This is a genomic window from Streptomyces sp. NPDC002870 (genome assembly GCF_042888505.1).
Classification (GTDB): domain Bacteria; phylum Actinomycetota; class Actinomycetes; order Streptomycetales; family Streptomycetaceae; genus Streptomyces.
This window is the reverse complement of the sequence record NZ_JBIAPW010000002.1, coordinates 364,836-380,234: the sequence shown is the minus strand read 5'-3', so window position 1 is coordinate 380,234 and position 15,399 is coordinate 364,836. Positions and strand designations below refer to the sequence as shown.

The following is a 15,399-nucleotide window of genomic DNA, read 5'->3' as shown; positions in this document are numbered from 1 at the left end:
CCGCCCACTTGAGCACCTTCTCCCCCAGCAGGTCCTCCGCGTGGTGGCGGAGGTCCATGACGCCTCGCGGGAGACGTCGTCGGGTCCGCGGCCGGCGGCGATCCCGCGGCAGGTCACCCCGTGCTCCCCGATCCGGCCTGATCGACGGAGAGAACCTAGGCTGGGTGCATGGTCAATCTGACGCGCATCTACACCCGTACCGGCGACCAGGGCACGACAGCCCTCGGCGACATGAGCCGCACGGCCAAGACCGATCTGCGGATCGCGGCGTACGCCGACGCCAATGAGGCCAATGCCTCCATCGGCACGGCCATCGCCCTCGGGCAGCTCCCGCAGGAGGTCGTGAAGGTCCTCGTCCGCGTCCAGAACGACCTGTTCGACGTGGGTGCGGATCTCGCCACCCCGGTCGTCGAGAAGCCGGAGTATCCGCCGCTGCGGGTCGAGCAGTTCTACATCGACAAGCTGGAGGCGGACTGTGACCGCTTCAACGAGGAGCTGGAGAAGCTCCGCAGCTTCATCCTGCCCGGCGGTACACCGGGGGCGGCGCTGCTGCATCAGGCCTGCACGGTCGTACGGCGCGCGGAGCGCTCGACCTGGGCGGCGCTGGAGGTGCACGGGGAAATCATGAACCCGCTCGCCGCGACGTATCTCAACCGCCTCTCCGACCTCCTGTTCATCCTGGCCCGTACGGCCAACAAGGAGGTCGGAGACGTGCTCTGGGTGCCGGGCGGAGAGCGCTAACGCTCACTGCCCACGGGCTCGCGCTCGGACTTCGGGGCCTGCTTCGGGAAGAGCGTGTAGCTCCCCGCGATGACCACGTTGATGCCGATGACGAAGAACATGGTCTCCTGCCAGCTGCGCAGCGAACCGGTGTCGCCGTCGCCGCCGACGTACCAGATCGCGGCCTGAAGCAGGCCCATGGCGACCACCGCCGCGACGATCCAGCGGATGGCCGTCTTCCACTCGTGGACCGTGCGGGCCGTGCCGTATTTCGGCCGCTTGACGGGCCGCGGGCCGCCCGCGAAGCGGTGCGCGAACTTCGCGTCGACCCACTTGATCGTGTGGTGCCCAAGGCCCACGGTGAAGCCGATGTAGACGGCCGCGAGACCGTGCTTCCAGTCCGGCTCTGCGCCGTTCTTGAGGTCGATCGCCGTCACGACCAGCAGGATGACCTCCAGCAAGGGCTCGCAGAGCAGCACGGCCGCCCCGAGGCGCGGCAACTTCGCCAGGTAGCGCAGGGCCAGTCCACCGAGCAGCAGCACCCAGAAGCCGACCTCGCAGATCACGATCAGCGTGACGATCACGGCACTCTCCCTTCCGTCCGGCCTCCAGCCTCCCGTCCGCACGGCCGCCGATCGTCATCGCCAGTAACGAAGTGGCACTGCATCCTTCGATGTAGCCGAATGCGGCCGGCCCTCACCCGGGACGTGGAGGCCCGCGCGCCGCCCGCCGTGTTTGATGGGTCCGTGACCGCTATCCCCCGCCCGCACCGCGACGACGTACTCATCGCCGTGGCCGGATTCCTCGGCGGCCTGCTGCTGTGGTCGCTGGGTCTGGACACCCATAGGGACCAGGGCTTCGAACCGCGCTCGCTGGCGCTGGTGCCGCTGGCCGTGATGAGCGGGGCTGAGCTGCTGCGCCGGACGATGCCGAACACCGCGCTGGCGATCGGCTGTCTGACGATGCTCGCCGACCAGTTCACCGTCGGGAATGTCGCCACCCTGGCGATGTTCACGGATGTGGTCTACGCGGCCGTTCTGTACGGCACACCCGCGGCCGCACGCCGTATCCCCGCCGTGTCCATGGTGGCCACCGCCGCCGTCACGGTCACCGCACTCGTCGTCTACCAGGATGCACAGGCCATTCTGCCCGGCCTCCTCTTCGCCGTGCTGACGGTCGTCCCGGCCTGGACCGGCGTGAGCGTACGCACCCATCGCGACGCCGCAGAAGCCGCCCAGCTGCGCGCCGAGCAGACCGCCCTGCTCGCCGAGATCGACCGCACCCAGGCGGTCGCCTCCGAGCGCGCCCGGATGGCCCGGGAGCTGCACGACCTGGTCGCGGGCCATCTCTCGGCGATCGCGATCCACTCCACGGCCGCCCTCTCCCTGGACGACCCGAAGACTTCCCGCGAGGCGCTCGGCGTCATCCGCGAGAACAGCGTCGACGGGCTCGCCGAGATGCGCCGGCTGATCGGGCTGCTGCGAGACAGCGGCGGCGACGCGGAGCCCGCGGCCGCGCCGACACTCGCCGGTGTCGACGCGCTCCTCGGTCAGTCGCGGACGAACGGCGCCTCCAGCGGCCTGGAGTTCACGCTCGACGACACCCGCGAGGCGGGAGCGGCGCTGGCCGCGCCGGTCGAGCTCGCTGCGTACCGCATCATCCAGGAGTCGCTGACCAACGCGCTCAAGCACGCGTCGCCGGGGCGGATCACGGTCACCGTGGCGCAGGACGAGCGGACGCTGACGGTACGGGTCACCAGCCCGTACGGCGACCGCCCCGGGCCGCGCGCCCCCGGCTCGGGGGCCGGTCTGGTCGGCATGCGCGAGCGCGTGGCGCTGCTGGACGGGCAGTTCGAGGCGGGACCGGTGACCGACAGCGTAGGCGCCAAGATCTGGCAGGTACGGGCGGAGCTGCCCGTCGATGAAGGGAACGGGAAGGCATGACGATCCGGGTACTGGTCGCGGAGGACCAGAGCGCCGTACGCGCCGGTCTGGTCCTCATCCTGGGCAGCGCGCCGGACATCGAGGTGGTCGGCGAGGCGGCGGACGGCGAGGAAGCGGTGCGGCTGGCCCGTGAGCTGCGCCCGGACCTGGTGCTGATGGATGTTCAGATGCCGCGGCTCGACGGGGTGTCGGCGACCCGGCAGGTCGTCGCCGAGAAGCTCGCCGACGTGCTCGTACTGACCACGTTCGATCTGGACGAGTACGTCTTCGGGGCGCTGCGGGCGGGGGCCGCGGGCTTCCTGCTGAAGAACACCGACGCCAAGGATCTGCTGGAGGCGGTGCGCACGGTGGCGCGCGGCGAGGGGCTGATCGCGCCTGCTGTGACCCGCCGTCTGATCGCGGAGTTCGCGACGCCGACTCCCCCGCCGTCCCCGGACGCGCCCGACCGCGGGATCCTCGATGTGCTGACCCGGCGCGAGCGCGAGGTGCTGTCGTGTCTCGGCAAGGGCATGTCGAACGCCGAGATCGCGGGGCACCTCGACATGGCGGAGGCGACGGTGAAGACCCATGTGAGCCGGCTGCTGGGCAAGCTGGAGATGCGCAGCCGGGTCCAAGCAGCCGTTCTGGCACAGGAGTTGGGCATCTAGCCCCTCTCCCCTCCCCCATCTCTCACGCCTATGGTCTGGACCTATTGACGATTGGTCCAGACCTTCCTACTCTCACCGCAACACACACTGCGGTGAGCCACGCAGGGTGCGCAGTGCACGGACCACCCCGATCGTCCGGAACTCCTCGAGGAGCACCCGTGAACACGCAACCCCCACTGCACAGCACCAGATTCAGACTCAGATCCAGAGCCGTCGCGGGACTGACCGCGCTGCTCCTCCCGCTGGCCGCCATGGTCGGCCTCGCCTCCCCCGCCGAGGCCGCTCCCTCGGCGACCGCCACCTACACCAAGGTCTCCGACTGGGGCACCGGCTTCGAAGGCAAGTGGACGGTGAAGAACACCGGCACCACATCGCTCAGCTCCTGGACGGTCGAGTGGGACTTCCCCTCGGGCACCGCGGTCACCTCCGCATGGGACGCGGACGTCACCAGCTCCGGCACCCACTGGACCGCCAAGAACAAGTCGTACAACGGCACTCTCGCCGCGGGCGCATCCGTCTCCTTCGGCTTCAACGGCACCGGCTCCGGCGCCCCCTCCGGCTGCAGGCTCAACGGCGCGTCCTGCGACGGCGGCAGCGTCCCCGGCGACAACCCGCCGTCCGCCCCCGGCACCCCGAGCTCGTCCGACATCACCAACACCTCGGTGAAGCTGACCTGGACCGCCGCCACCGACGACAAGGGCATCAAGAACTACGACGTACTGCGTGACGGCACCAAGATCGCGACGGTGACCGGCACGACGTACACGAACACCGGGCTGACCGCCGGCACGGACTACTCGTACACCGTGCAGGCCCGTGACACCGCCGACCAGACAGGACCGGCCAGCGGCGCCCGCGCGGTCCGCACCACCGGCGGCACCAACCCCGACCCCGGCAGCAAGGTCAAGCTCGGCTACTTCACCGAGTGGGGCGTCTACGACCGCAACTACCACGTCAAGAATCTGGTCACCAGCGGCTCCGCCTCGAAGATCACGCACATCAACTACGCCTTCGGCAACGTCCAAGGCGGTAAGTGCACGGTCGGCGAGGCCTTCCCGGCCTACGAGAAGTCGTACACCGCCGACCAGAGCGTCGACGGCGTCGCCGACACCTGGGACCAGCCGCTGCGCGGCAACTTCAACCAGCTGAAGAAGCTCAAGGCGCAGTACCCGCACATCAAGGTGCTGTGGTCGTTCGGCGGCTGGACCTGGTCCGGCGGCTTCGGCCAGGCCGCGGCGAACCCCACGGCCTTCGCCCAGTCCTGCTACGACCTGCTCAACGACCCACGCTGGGCCGGACTCTTCGACGGCATCGACCTGGACTGGGAGTACCCGAACGCCTGCGGTCTGTCCTGCGACACCAGCGGCGCCGCGTCCTTCAAGAACATGATGCAGGCGATGCGCGCCAAGTTCGGCAGCAAGCTCGTCACCGCGGCCATCACCGCGGACGCGTCATCCGGCGGCAAGATCGACGCGGCCGACTACGCCGGCGCCGCCCAGTACGTCGACTTCTACAACGTGATGACGTACGACTTCTTCGGCGCCTGGGCCGCACAGGGCCCGACCGCCCCGCACTCCCCCCTCACCTCGTACTCCGGCATCCCGCAGCAGGGCTTCAACTCTGACGCGGCGATCCAGAAGCTCAAGGGCAAGGGGATCGCGGGCAGCAAGCTGAACCTGGGCATCGGTTTCTACGGCCGCGGCTGGACCGGCGTCACCCAGGCGGCGCCCGGCGGCTCGGCCACCGGACCGGCCCCCGGAAAGTACGAGCCGGGCATCGACGACTACAAGGAGCTCAAGACCAAGTGCCCCGCCACCGGCACCGTCGCCGGGACCGCCTACGCGCACTGCGGCACCCAGTGGTGGAGCTATGACACCCCGGCCACCATCAGCGGGAAGATGAACTACGTGAAGAACCAGGGCCTGAAGGGCGCGTTCTTCTGGGAGTTCAGCGGCGACACCAGCAATGGCGAACTCGCGAACGCGATCAGCAGCGGTCTGCAGTAGCCGTACGAAAGTAGCCGTACGAACGACGAAGCCCGGGAGATCCTGTCTCCCGGGCTTCGCTGTGCGTCTGTGCGTCCAGGCGCCTGTGCGTCTAGGCCACATTGACTCTCTGGCCGGGCGGCGCCGCCTCCAGCCAGGCGAGGAAGCCGGTCAGCGCGTCCTCGCTCATCGCCAGCTCCAGCCGCGTCCCGCGGTGCAGGCAGCCCAGCACCACCGCGTCTGACAGCAGCGCCAGCTCCTCCTCGCCCTCGGGAGTGCGGCGCGCCACGACCTCGATCGCCGAGCGCTCCAGGACACGCCGGGGGCGGGGGGCGTACGAGAAGACCCGGAACCACATGATCCGGTCACCGCTGTAGCGGGCGACGCCATACACCCAGCCCTTGCCGGAGAGGTCGGTCTCCTCCGGGACGTTCCAGCGCAGACTGCAGTCGAAGGTGCCGCCGGAGCGCTGGATCAGGCGCCGCCGCAGCCCGAAGACGAACAGCCCGACCGCAACCAGCGTGACGACAACCAGGCCGCTCACAAGCAGAGCGAGGAACATCTCCACCGACCTCCTCGCATCGTTTTCGTCCTAGTCCCACACGCGAATCTCGTGTGCACCTGCATTGCCTCAGCCGCGGCACGGTCTGGAGAAATCCAGCCCTGGCCGCGGCTGAGACTGTGTCTGTCCGGGGCGGGCTGCTCAGTGCACCGCCACCGCACGCAGCCGGACATCGGCGCGCCGCTCGGCGGCGGCGTCCTCGTCCGACTTGGCGCGCTCCAGCGCACGCTCCGCGCGCTGGGCGTCGATCTCGTCCGCCAGCTCGACGATCTCCGCCAGCAGGGACAGCTTGTTGTCGGCGAACGAGATGAAACCGCCGTGCACCGCGGCGACGACGGTCCCGCCCTCGCTCGTACGGATGGTCACAGGGCCCGACTCCAGCACACCGAGCAGCGGCTGGTGACCGGGCATGACGCCGATGTCGCCGGACGTGGTGCGCGCGACGACCAGGGTGGCCTCGCCGGACCAGACGCTACGGTCCGCGGCGACCAGCTCGACATGCAGCTCAGCAGCCAAGGGTGGCTCCTCGGGTCACCACCCGGCACTTCTGCCGGGTGTTGGGTCAATTCTAGTAGGCGTACGAAGGGGGGCGGGACGCACCCGCCCCCCTTCACGAGTCAACGGACTCAGGAGACGCCGAGCTCCTTGGCGTTGGCCTTGAGGTCCTCAATGCCACCGCACATGAAGAACGCCTGCTCGGGGAAGTGGTCGTACTCACCGTCGCAGATCGAGTTGAACGCGGCGATCGACTCCTCGAGCGGCACGTCCGAACCGTCCACGCCGGTGAACTGCTTGGCGACGTGGGTGTTCTGCGACAGGAAGCGCTCGACGCGACGGGCACGGTGGACAACAAGCTTGTCCTCCTCGCCCAGCTCGTCGATACCGAGGATCGCGATGATGTCCTGGAGGTCCTTGTACTTCTGCAGGATTCCCTTGACGCGCGTGGCGGCGTCGTAGTGGTCCTGCGCGATGTAGCGCGGGTCCAGGATCCGGGACGTGGAGTCCAGCGGGTCCACGGCCGGGTAGATGCCCTTCTCGGAGATCGGACGGGACAGAACCGTCGTCGCGTCGAGGTGGGCGAAGGTGGTGGCCGGGGCCGGGTCGGTCAGGTCGTCCGCGGGGACGTAGATCGCCTGCATCGAGGTGATCGAGTGACCACGCGTCGAGGTGATGCGCTCCTGCAGCGTACCCATCTCGTCGGCCAGGTTCGGCTGGTAACCCACCGCGGACGGCATACGGCCGAGCAGGGTGGACACCTCGGAGCCGGCCTGGGTGTACCGGAAGATGTTGTCGATGAAGAAGAGCACGTCCTGCTTCTGCACATCGCGGAAGTACTCCGCCATGGTCAGACCGGCCAGGGCGACGCGCAGACGCGTGCCCGGCGGCTCGTCCATCTGACCGAAGACCAGGGCGGTCTTGTCGATGACGCCGGACTCGCTCATCTCCTCGATGAGGTCGTTGCCCTCACGGGTACGCTCACCGACGCCCGCGAACACCGACACACCCTCGTGCAGGTTGGCGACGCGGTAGATCATTTCCTGGATCAGAACGGTCTTGCCGACACCGGCACCACCGAACAGACCGATCTTTCCACCCTTGACGTACGGGGTGAGAAGGTCGATGACCTTGACGCCGGTCTCGAACATCTCGGTCTTCGACTCGAGCTGGTCGAAGCTGGGGGCCTTGCGGTGGATGGGCCAGCGCTCGGTCGTCTCGCTGTTCGCGTCGGGCACGTTCAGCACCTCACCGAGGGTGTTGAACACCTTGCCCTTGGTGAAGTCGCCGACCGGCACGGTGATGCCCACACCCGTGTTGGTCACCGCGGCCTGGCGGACCAGACCGTCGGTGGGCTGCATCGAGATGGCGCGCACGATGCCCTCGCCGAGGTGCTGGGCAACCTCGAGCGTCAGCATCTTGAGCTGGCCGTCCTGAGCAGGGTCGGCGACCTGAACGGTCAGCGCGTTGTAGATCTCCGGCATCGCGTCGACGGGGAACTCCACGTCGACGACCGGGCCGATCACCCGGGCGACGCGGCCCGTGGCGGCGGCCGTCTCAACTGTCGTCGTCATTACTTGTCACTCCCCGCGGTCGCGTCGGCCAGGGCGCTGGCGCCACCGACGATCTCGCTGATTTCCTGGGTGATTTCGGCCTGGCGGGCCGCGTTGGCAAGCCGGGAGAGGCTCTTGATGAGCTCCCCGGCGTTGTCGGTCGCCGACTTCATCGCGCGGCGGGTGGCAGCGTGCTTGGAAGCAGCGGCCTGGAGCAGCGCGTTGTAGATCCGGCTCTCGACGTAGCGCGGCAGCAGGGCGTCGAGGACGTCCTCCGCCGACGGCTCGAAGTCGAACAACGGAAGGATCTCGCCCTTGGTGCCGGACTCTTCCGCGGCCTCCTCGAGGCTGAGCGGCAGCAACCGGTTCTGCACCGGCGTCTGCGTCAGCATCGAGACGAACTCGGTGAAGACGATGTGGAGCTCGTCCACGCCGCCCTCGGCCGTGTCCTGCTGGACGGCCGCGATCAGCGGTCCTGCGACCTTCTTGGCGTCGGCGTAGGTCGGGTTGTCGGTGAAGCCGGTCCACGACTCCGTGACCTTGCGCTCACGGAAGCCGTAGTACGCGACACCCTTGCGGCCGACGATGTACGCGTCGACCTCCTTGCCCTCGCCGCGGAGCCGCTCGGTGAGCTGCTCCGCCGCCTTGATGGCGTTGGCGGAGTAGCCGCCGGCCAGACCGCGGTCGCTCGTGATGAGCAGGACCGCGGCACGGACCGGAGCGTCCACCTCGGTGGTCAGCGGGTGCTTGGTGTTCGACCCCGTCGCCACCGCGGTCACCGCGCGGGTGAGCTCGGTCGCGTACGGCGTGGAGGCCGCCACCTGGCGCTGCGCCTTGACGATGCGCGAGGCGGCGATCATCTCCATCGCCTTGGTGATCTTCTTGGTCGCGGTGACGGATTTGATGCGACGCTTGTAGACCCGGAGCTGGGCTCCCATGAGTCAGGTCCCTTCCGTCGTCACTTGGCCGTGCTGACCGGCGCGTCTTCGCCCAGAAGCTTGCCGTCCGAGGTCTCGAACTGACGCTTGAAGGCGGCGATCGCGTCGCCGATGGCCTGCAGGGTGTCGTCCGACATCTTGGCGCCCTCGGCGATGCTGGTCAGCAGCTCCTTGCGCTCACGGCGCAGGTGCTCGAGCAGCTCGGACTCGAAGCGGCGGATGTCCTGGACCGGGACGTCGTCCATCTTGCCGGTGGTGCCGGCCCAGACGGAGACGACCTGCTCCTCGATGGGCATGGGCTGGTACTGAGGCTGCTTGAGCAGCTCGACCATGCGCTTGCCGCGCTCCATCTGCGCCTTGGAGGCCGCGTCCAGGTCGGAACCGAAGGCGGCGAACGCCTCGAGCTCGCGGTACTGGGCGAGGTCCACACGAAGTCGGCCGGAGACCTGCCGCATGGCCTTGTGCTGGGCGGAGCCACCGACACGGGAGACCGAGATACCGACGTTCAGGGCCGGACGCTGACCGGCGTTGAACAGGTCGGACTCCAGGAAGCACTGGCCGTCGGTGATGGAGATGACGTTGGTCGGGATGAACGCCGACACGTCGTTCGCCTTGGTCTCGACGATCGGGAGGCCCGTCATCGAACCGGCGCCCATGTCGTCCGACAGCTTCGCGCAACGCTCGAGGAGACGAGAGTGCAGGTAGAAGACGTCACCGGGGTACGCCTCGCGGCCCGGCGGACGGCGCAGCAGCAGCGATACGGCGCGGTAGGCGTCGGCCTGCTTCGACAGGTCGTCGAAGATGATCAGGACGTGCTTGCCCTGGTACATCCAGTGCTGGCCGATGGCCGAGCCGGTGTACGGCGCCAGGTACTTGAAGCCGGCCGGGTCGGACGCCGGGGCGGCGACGATCGTCGTGTACTCGAGCGCGCCCGCCTCCTCCAGCGCACCGCGCACGGACGCGATGGTGGAGCCCTTCTGGCCGATGGCGACGTAGATGCAGCGGACCTGCTTCTTCACGTCGCCCGAGCGCCAGTTGTCGCGCTGGTTGATGATCGTGTCGACGGCCAGAGCGGTCTTGCCGGTCTGACGGTCGCCAATGATCAGCTGACGCTGGCCACGGCCGATCGGCACCATGGCGTCGACGGCCTTGTAGCCGGTCTGCATCGGCTCGTGCACCGACTTACGGACCATGACGCCCGGGGCCTGCAGCTCGAGGGCGCGGCGGCCGTCGGACTCGATCTCGCCGAGGCCGTCGATCGGGTTGCCGAGCGGGTCGACGACGCGACCCAGGTAGCCCTCGCCGACAGCGACGGAGAGAACCTCACCGGTGCGCTGCACCGGCTGGCCCTCCTCGATGCCGCTGAACTCGCCGAGGACGACCGCACCGATCTCGCGCTCCTCGAGGTTGAGGGCGAGACCGAGGGTGCCGTCCTCGAACTTCAGCAGCTCGTTCGCCATGGCCGAGGGAAGACCCTCGACCTTCGCAATGCCGTCGCCGGCCACGCTGACCGTACCGACCTCCTCGCGCGAGGCCGCGTCCGGCTGGTACGACTGGACAAAGTTCTCCAGCGCGTCCCGGATCTCCTCCGGCCGGATCGTGAGCTCCGCCATCTGGGTTCCCTGCTCTCCTTGTTGGGCCCGAAGTTTCTTAAGGGGTCTGGGGGCCGACCCCCAGGAATCTTCTGCAATCTCTGCACGGCCCAACCGGGCCGCTCGTACTGCTGTGTTCAGTTGGTGGCTGGTCAGCCGGCGATGCGACGAGTCGCCTCGTCGAGACGGTCCGCGATGGTGCCGTTGATCATCTCGTCGCCGACGCGCACCGAGATCCCGCCGAGGACCTCGGGGTCCACGTCGAGGTTCAGGTGCATCTCGCGGCCGTAGATCCGCGCAAGGCCGGCGCCGAGGCGCTGCTTCTGCTGATCGCTCAGCGGCACCGCCGTGGTGACGACCGCGACCATCCGGTCCCGGCGCGCCGCGGCGAGCTTGGACAGGGACTCGAGTCCCGCCTCCAGGCTACGTCCCCGCGGCTGGGTAACAAGACGGACAACCAGACGCTCGGTGACCGGATTGGCCTTCCCGCCGAGCAGGCTGCGCAGCAGCTCGCCCTTGGCGGACGCCGGAGCCGACTTGTCGGTCAGCGCGGACCGCAGCCCGGGGCTGGAGTCGATGATCCGGCCGAACCGGAACACCTCGTCCTCGACGTTGTCGAGCGCGTCGGCCCGCTGGGCCGCGGTGAGGTCGGCGGTGGCCGCCAGCTCCTCGACCGCGTCGACCAGGTCGCGCGACTGCGACCAGCGGGAACGCACCATGCCGGAGATCAGGTCGACGGTCTCGCCGCCCACCTGACCGGCCAGCAGGCGTCCCACCAGCTCGGCCTTGGCCGCACCGGCCTGCGCCGGGTCGGTCAGGACCCGACGCAGCGACACCTCACGGTGGAGCAGCGTGGTGACGGCGGCGAGCTCCTCGGCGAGCCTCGTCACGTCGACCGACGTGTTGTCGGTCAGCGCGTCGAGGGACTCGCGTGCGACAGCCAGCGCCTCGCGGCTCGCTCCGTTCATCGCGTGGCCTCGGCCTTCGAAGCGCTGTCCTCGAGTTCATCGAGGAAGCGGTCGATGGTGCGGCTCTGCCGGGCGTGGTCCTCGAGGGACTCACCCACGAGCTTGCCGGCCAGGGCGGTGGCGAGCTTGCCCACGTCCTGACGCAGCGCCGCAGCCGCTGCCTTGCGGTCGGCCTCGATCTGGGCGTGGCCGGCCGCGATGATCTCCTCACGCTGCCGCTGGCCTTCCGCCTTCATCTCCTGGATGATCGCGGTGCCCTGCTCGGTCGCCTCCTGGCGCATCCGGGCGGCCTCGTGGCGGGCCTCGGCGAGCTGAGCCTTGTACTGCTCGAGCACGCTCTCGGCCTCGATCTTGGCCGCATCGGCCTTCTCGATGCCACCCTCGATGGCCTCTCGGCGCTCTTCCAGAACCTTGTTGATGTTCGGGAGGAGCTTCTTGGCGAGGAAGCCGAAGACGATGGCGAAGGCGATCAGGCCGATGACGAGCTCGTCGAGATGCGGGATGAGAGGAGGCTGGGGCTCCTCCGCCGCCGCAAGGAACAGAGCGTTCACATCAGTGCCTTCCGTGAAAATAATCGGGCTGTCGTCGATACCGGATTAGTAGACGAAGCCCATGACGATGCCGATGAGGGCGAGCGCCTCACAGAAGGCGAAACCCATGATCTGGTTGGTGCGGATCAGACCGGCCGCCTCGGGCTGACGGGCCAGGGCCTGGGTGCCGTTACCGAAGATGATGCCGACGCCGACGCCGGGGCCGATCGCAGCGAGGCCGTAACCGATCGAGGCAACGTTACCTTCGACAGCGGCGAGGGTCTGGAGAGCGGACATGCCGGTTCTTCCTTCTCTTTCAAGGACCCGGTGGGGGTTGGCCACCGGAGGACTGGTTGGAGTGGCGGGTGGAGCTTGCTCAGTGGTGCTCGGCGAGCGCGCCCTGGATGTAGCTGCAGGCCAGGAGGACGAAGACGTACGCCTGGACAGCCTGGATGAAGAGTTCGAAGGCGGTCATCACGACGGCCATCACGAAGGACGTGCCTGCGTAGACGAGGCCGATGCCGTTGGCCAGGTACCAGGTCGCGATCGCGAACATCGCGATCAGCAGGTGACCCGCGAACATGTTCGCAAAGAGCCGGACCGCGTGGGTGAAGGGCCGGATGATCATGTTCGAGAAGAACTCGAGTACGACGACCAGCGGGAGGATGGCACCGAGCGACTTGTCGTAGCCGGTGATGTTCTTCCAGCCGCCGACGAAACCGTGCTTCTTGAAGGTGAGGCTGACCCACACGACGTACACGATCAGAGCGAGCGCCGCGGGGAACGCGATGAGCGATGTCACCGGGAACTGGGCGAGCGGAATGATCGACCAGAGGTTCAGCATCCACACGAAGAAGAACAGCGAGACCATCAGCGGGACGTACTTCTCGCCGTCCTTCTTGCCGATGATTTCGTAGACGATTCCGCGCCGTACGAACTCGTACCCGGCCTCACCGACCATCTGGAGCTTGCCCGGCACCAGCTTCGGCCTGTGGAAGGCGGCCCAGAAGAATCCGACTACCACGGCCGAGCCCAGGAAGGCGAGCAGCATCGGCTTGGTGAATTCGAAGCCGGCCACCTTGAACATGGGCTCGTACATGAAAGTGTGCAGGCCCGGAGCTGGGAATCCGCATCCGGTGAAGATGTGGCAGCTCGCGTCAAAGGCAAGCGTTTGGTCAGCACTCACCGCGGGCTCCTTCAGCGTGGCGCATAGGTACGGCAACCTCGTTGTGTCGGCGCGGCGCGCAGCCGCGGTTCGGCACTGGACTGGTGGTCTTACGGATGTGGGGGCGGCGGTTCGGCGTCGAGCCTCGCGATGGGACAGGCGTCAGCTCGGATGCCCGCGCCCGCAGTGCCGCAGTTGGCACCGGACGATAGCAGCATCCCGAACGGGCATTTATCCCGGCCCTACCTGTCATGACGACGACCCCGTCTTCTGGGGCGTTTCGCCCTTCGAGGACTCGGGGTCGACGTAGAGGATCTTTGCCTTGAGGTAGGCACGGGCCTGTGCGGATACCCAGACGACAGTCACCGCGACGATGGTGATGGCGAAGGCCTTGGGGTTGAACAGGGTGGTGTCCTTGAACACCGCCATGAAGATGAAGAGCAGCAGCAGCTGTGCGGTGTAGAGCATCAGCCCCATGGCCTGGAACAGCTGCGGAAGCGACTTGGCCGTCCGCTGGAGCACGACCATTCCGATCCCCATGAAGAGGATGACCACCAGGGTGCCGATCGCCGCCCCGAGTGCTCCCTTACCACCGGCGACGCCCGCACTGACCGCAACGGCGACTACGCCGGCGACAGCTGAGGGTACGGCGGTGTACAGGAGAGTCCGGACGTCGTTGGACGGCATGGCGGCAGCTCCGCTTGCTGGTGGGGGCAGTGGTGTCGTCATGGACGAGCGTAATCCCGGTCCCGAGTTGTGCCTCGGGGCCAACGGGCCGTCGCACTGCGGTCCTTCGGCGCTGTCTCCGGGTCTCGTGAACCGTATCACAAACTATTTGAATAGGTCTTTACCCAGAGAGTGTGCCAACTGTCACACATGAGAGTTACTCCGCGCGTGTGTGCAGGACAAGCGGCCGATATGTCTGCTATTAGGCGGCCATACAGCGACTCGTCATCCGCGCGTCCCGGCCTTCCTCCGGTCCGGGAACCGCGAACGGGGGCCGATCGCGGTCGCCCCGTTGACGCCCGCCGGGACCGGGGTGCGCTCCTCTGGCACCTCTTCGGCCTGCTCCCCCACTCGGTACGAGAGCGGGGGCGCCGTCTGGGGCAGCGTCCCGCGGCGCCGGTAGCGCGGCGGCACGAAGGCCTCCGCCCAGCGCGGGGCGCGCGGAGCGAAGCGCGGCAGCAGCAGAAGCAGCAGGCCCACCGCGCTCAGCGCGACGATGAGCATCACGATCCACATCGACGCCGAATGCACGGAGTAAGCGACGACGCCGAAGGCGATCAGCGCCGACCAGAAGTACATGATCAGGACTGCGCGGCTGTGCGAGTGCCCGATCTCCAGGAGCCGGTGGTGGAGATGGCCGCGGTCGGCGGCGAACGGCGACTGTCCGTTCCAGGTACGGCGCACGATCGCGAGCACCAGGTCGGCGACCGGGATCGCGATGATGGTCAGCGGCAGCAGCAGTGGGATGAAGACCGGCAGCGCCGCGTGTGTGGCCTGGCGGGTGCCGCCCTCGAAGATCTTCAGGGCGTCCGGGTCCACCTGCCCGGTCACCGAGATCGCCGCCGCCGCGAGCACCAGGCCGATCAGCATCGAGCCCGAGTCGCCCATGAAGATCCGGGCAGGGTGCATGTTGTGCGGCAGGAAGCCCAGGCACATGCCCATCAGGATGGCGGTGAAAAGCGTCGCGGGGGCGGCCGCCTCGATCATGTACCCGAACCAGATCCGGTACGAGTAGAGGAAGAAGGCCGCGGCTGCGATGCAGACCATGCCGGCGGCGAGGCCGTCCAGGCCGTCCACGAAGTTCACCGCGTTGATGGTGATGACGACGAGCGCGACAGTCAGCAGGGTGCCCTGCCAGGAGGTCAGCGAGACCGTGCCGATGCCGGGAACGGGGATCCACAGGATCGTCAGACCCTGCATCACCATCACACCCGCGGCGATCATCTGGCCGCCGAGCTTGATCAGGGCGTCGATCTCGAACTTGTCGTCCAGGACGCCGATGATCCAGATCAGGGCGGCGCCGGAGAGCAGCGCGCGCGGTTCGTTCGACAGCTCGAAGACACTGTTCAGATTCTGCAGGTGGTCGGCGACCAGAAGTCCCGCGCACAGCCCGAAGAACATGGCGATGCCGCCGAGTCGCGGTGTCGGCTCTCGGTGTACGTCGCGGGCGCGGATCTCCGGCATCGCTCCGGTCGCGATGGCGAACTTCCGCACCGGACCGGTCAGCAGGTAGGTCACCGCAGCCGTGACACAGAGCGTCAGCAAATAATCACGCACGGGCTGCCCCACAGGAAT

At 67.9% G+C, this 15,399-nt stretch carries 16 protein-coding genes; 4 read left to right on the top strand and 12 right to left on the bottom strand.

The genetic code is table 11. The annotated features are described in order from the left end of the window. The first annotated feature begins 168 nt into the window (after window positions 1–168). A complete protein-coding gene (locus ACFYWY_RS04240; RefSeq protein WP_389179373.1) occupies window positions 169–741 on the top strand; it encodes a cob(I)yrinic acid a,c-diamide adenosyltransferase in 573 nt (190 codons plus the stop codon). Here ACFYWY_RS04240 and ACFYWY_RS04235 read toward each other — a convergent pair. Continuing rightward, window positions 738–1,304 carry a hypothetical protein gene (locus ACFYWY_RS04235; RefSeq protein WP_389179370.1) on the bottom strand — a complete coding sequence of 189 codons (567 nt, stop codon included), beginning with the start codon at window positions 1,302–1,304 and terminating at the stop codon, window positions 738–740. The two genes, ACFYWY_RS04240 and ACFYWY_RS04235, sit on opposite strands and share 4 nt — an antisense overlap. Before the next feature lie 162 nt (window positions 1,305–1,466). Here ACFYWY_RS04235 and ACFYWY_RS04230 point away from each other — a divergent pair, with 162 nt between their 5' ends. From ACFYWY_RS04230 to ACFYWY_RS04220, 3 genes are all read left to right on the top strand, one after another. Beyond that, on the top strand, window positions 1,467–2,663 hold the full coding sequence (locus ACFYWY_RS04230; RefSeq protein ID WP_389179367.1) for a sensor histidine kinase: 1,197 nt from the start codon (window positions 1,467–1,469) through the stop codon (window positions 2,661–2,663). Then, window positions 2,660–3,310, top strand: coding sequence for a response regulator (locus ACFYWY_RS04225; protein WP_389179364.1), 651 nt, complete (start codon window positions 2,660–2,662; stop codon window positions 3,308–3,310). Before ACFYWY_RS04230 ends, ACFYWY_RS04225 begins: the two co-directional genes overlap by 4 nt. A gap of 158 nt (window positions 3,311–3,468) precedes the next feature. Beyond that, window positions 3,469–5,316: a glycosyl hydrolase family 18 protein gene (locus tag ACFYWY_RS04220; protein WP_389179361.1), complete on the top strand. Its 1,848-nt coding sequence runs from the start codon at window positions 3,469–3,471 to the stop codon at window positions 5,314–5,316. Window positions 5,317–5,407: 91 nt separating this feature from the next. Here ACFYWY_RS04220 and ACFYWY_RS04215 read toward each other — a convergent pair whose 3' ends face one another. The 11 genes from ACFYWY_RS04215 to ACFYWY_RS04165 form a co-directional block, all read right to left on the bottom strand. Further along, complete coding sequence (locus ACFYWY_RS04215; RefSeq protein WP_389179358.1) at window positions 5,408–5,857, bottom strand: DUF2550 domain-containing protein; 450 nt, start codon at window positions 5,855–5,857, stop codon at window positions 5,408–5,410. 141 nt (window positions 5,858–5,998) lie between these two features. Beyond that, entirely contained in the window at window positions 5,999–6,373 is a 375-nt protein-coding gene (locus ACFYWY_RS04210) for a F0F1 ATP synthase subunit epsilon (RefSeq protein ID WP_389179355.1), read from the bottom strand. A 110-nt stretch (window positions 6,374–6,483) separates the two neighbouring features. Then, window positions 6,484–7,926 carry a F0F1 ATP synthase subunit beta gene (gene atpD, locus ACFYWY_RS04205; protein WP_389179352.1) on the bottom strand — a complete coding sequence of 481 codons (1,443 nt, stop codon included), beginning with the start codon at window positions 7,924–7,926 and terminating at the stop codon, window positions 6,484–6,486. Continuing rightward, window positions 7,926–8,843: a F0F1 ATP synthase subunit gamma gene (locus ACFYWY_RS04200; protein ID WP_389179349.1), complete on the bottom strand. Its 918-nt coding sequence runs from the start codon at window positions 8,841–8,843 to the stop codon at window positions 7,926–7,928. The genes atpD and ACFYWY_RS04200 overlap by 1 nt, the downstream gene beginning before the upstream one ends. Window positions 8,844–8,863: 20 nt before the next feature. Next, entirely contained in the window at window positions 8,864–10,456 is a 1,593-nt protein-coding gene (atpA, locus tag ACFYWY_RS04195; protein ID WP_389179346.1) for a F0F1 ATP synthase subunit alpha, read from the bottom strand. A gap of 131 nt (window positions 10,457–10,587) precedes the next feature. Continuing rightward, entirely contained in the window at window positions 10,588–11,403 is an 816-nt protein-coding gene (locus ACFYWY_RS04190; RefSeq protein ID WP_389179343.1) for a F0F1 ATP synthase subunit delta, read from the bottom strand. Beyond that, window positions 11,400–11,954, bottom strand: coding sequence for a F0F1 ATP synthase subunit B (locus ACFYWY_RS04185; RefSeq protein WP_389179340.1), 555 nt, complete (start codon window positions 11,952–11,954; stop codon window positions 11,400–11,402). The genes ACFYWY_RS04190 and ACFYWY_RS04185 overlap by 4 nt, the downstream gene beginning before the upstream one ends. Before the next feature lie 45 nt (window positions 11,955–11,999). After that, window positions 12,000–12,230, bottom strand: a complete 231-nt coding sequence (atpE, locus tag ACFYWY_RS04180; RefSeq protein ID WP_137993321.1) for an ATP synthase F0 subunit C — start codon at window positions 12,228–12,230, stop codon at window positions 12,000–12,002. A 79-nt stretch (window positions 12,231–12,309) separates the two neighbouring features. Continuing rightward, the gene (atpB, locus tag ACFYWY_RS04175) at window positions 12,310–13,119 is read right to left on the bottom strand and encodes a F0F1 ATP synthase subunit A (RefSeq protein WP_389179336.1); all 810 of its coding nucleotides are present in this window, start codon (window positions 13,117–13,119) and stop codon (window positions 12,310–12,312) included. 228 nt (window positions 13,120–13,347) lie between these two features. Continuing rightward, the gene (locus tag ACFYWY_RS04170; protein WP_389179332.1) at window positions 13,348–13,785 is read right to left on the bottom strand and encodes a hypothetical protein; all 438 of its coding nucleotides are present in this window, start codon (window positions 13,783–13,785) and stop codon (window positions 13,348–13,350) included. A 264-nt stretch (window positions 13,786–14,049) separates the two neighbouring features. Next, a complete protein-coding gene (locus ACFYWY_RS04165; RefSeq protein ID WP_389179329.1) occupies window positions 14,050–15,381 on the bottom strand; it encodes an MraY family glycosyltransferase in 1,332 nt (443 codons plus the stop codon). Window positions 15,382–15,399: the final 18 nt, after the last annotated feature.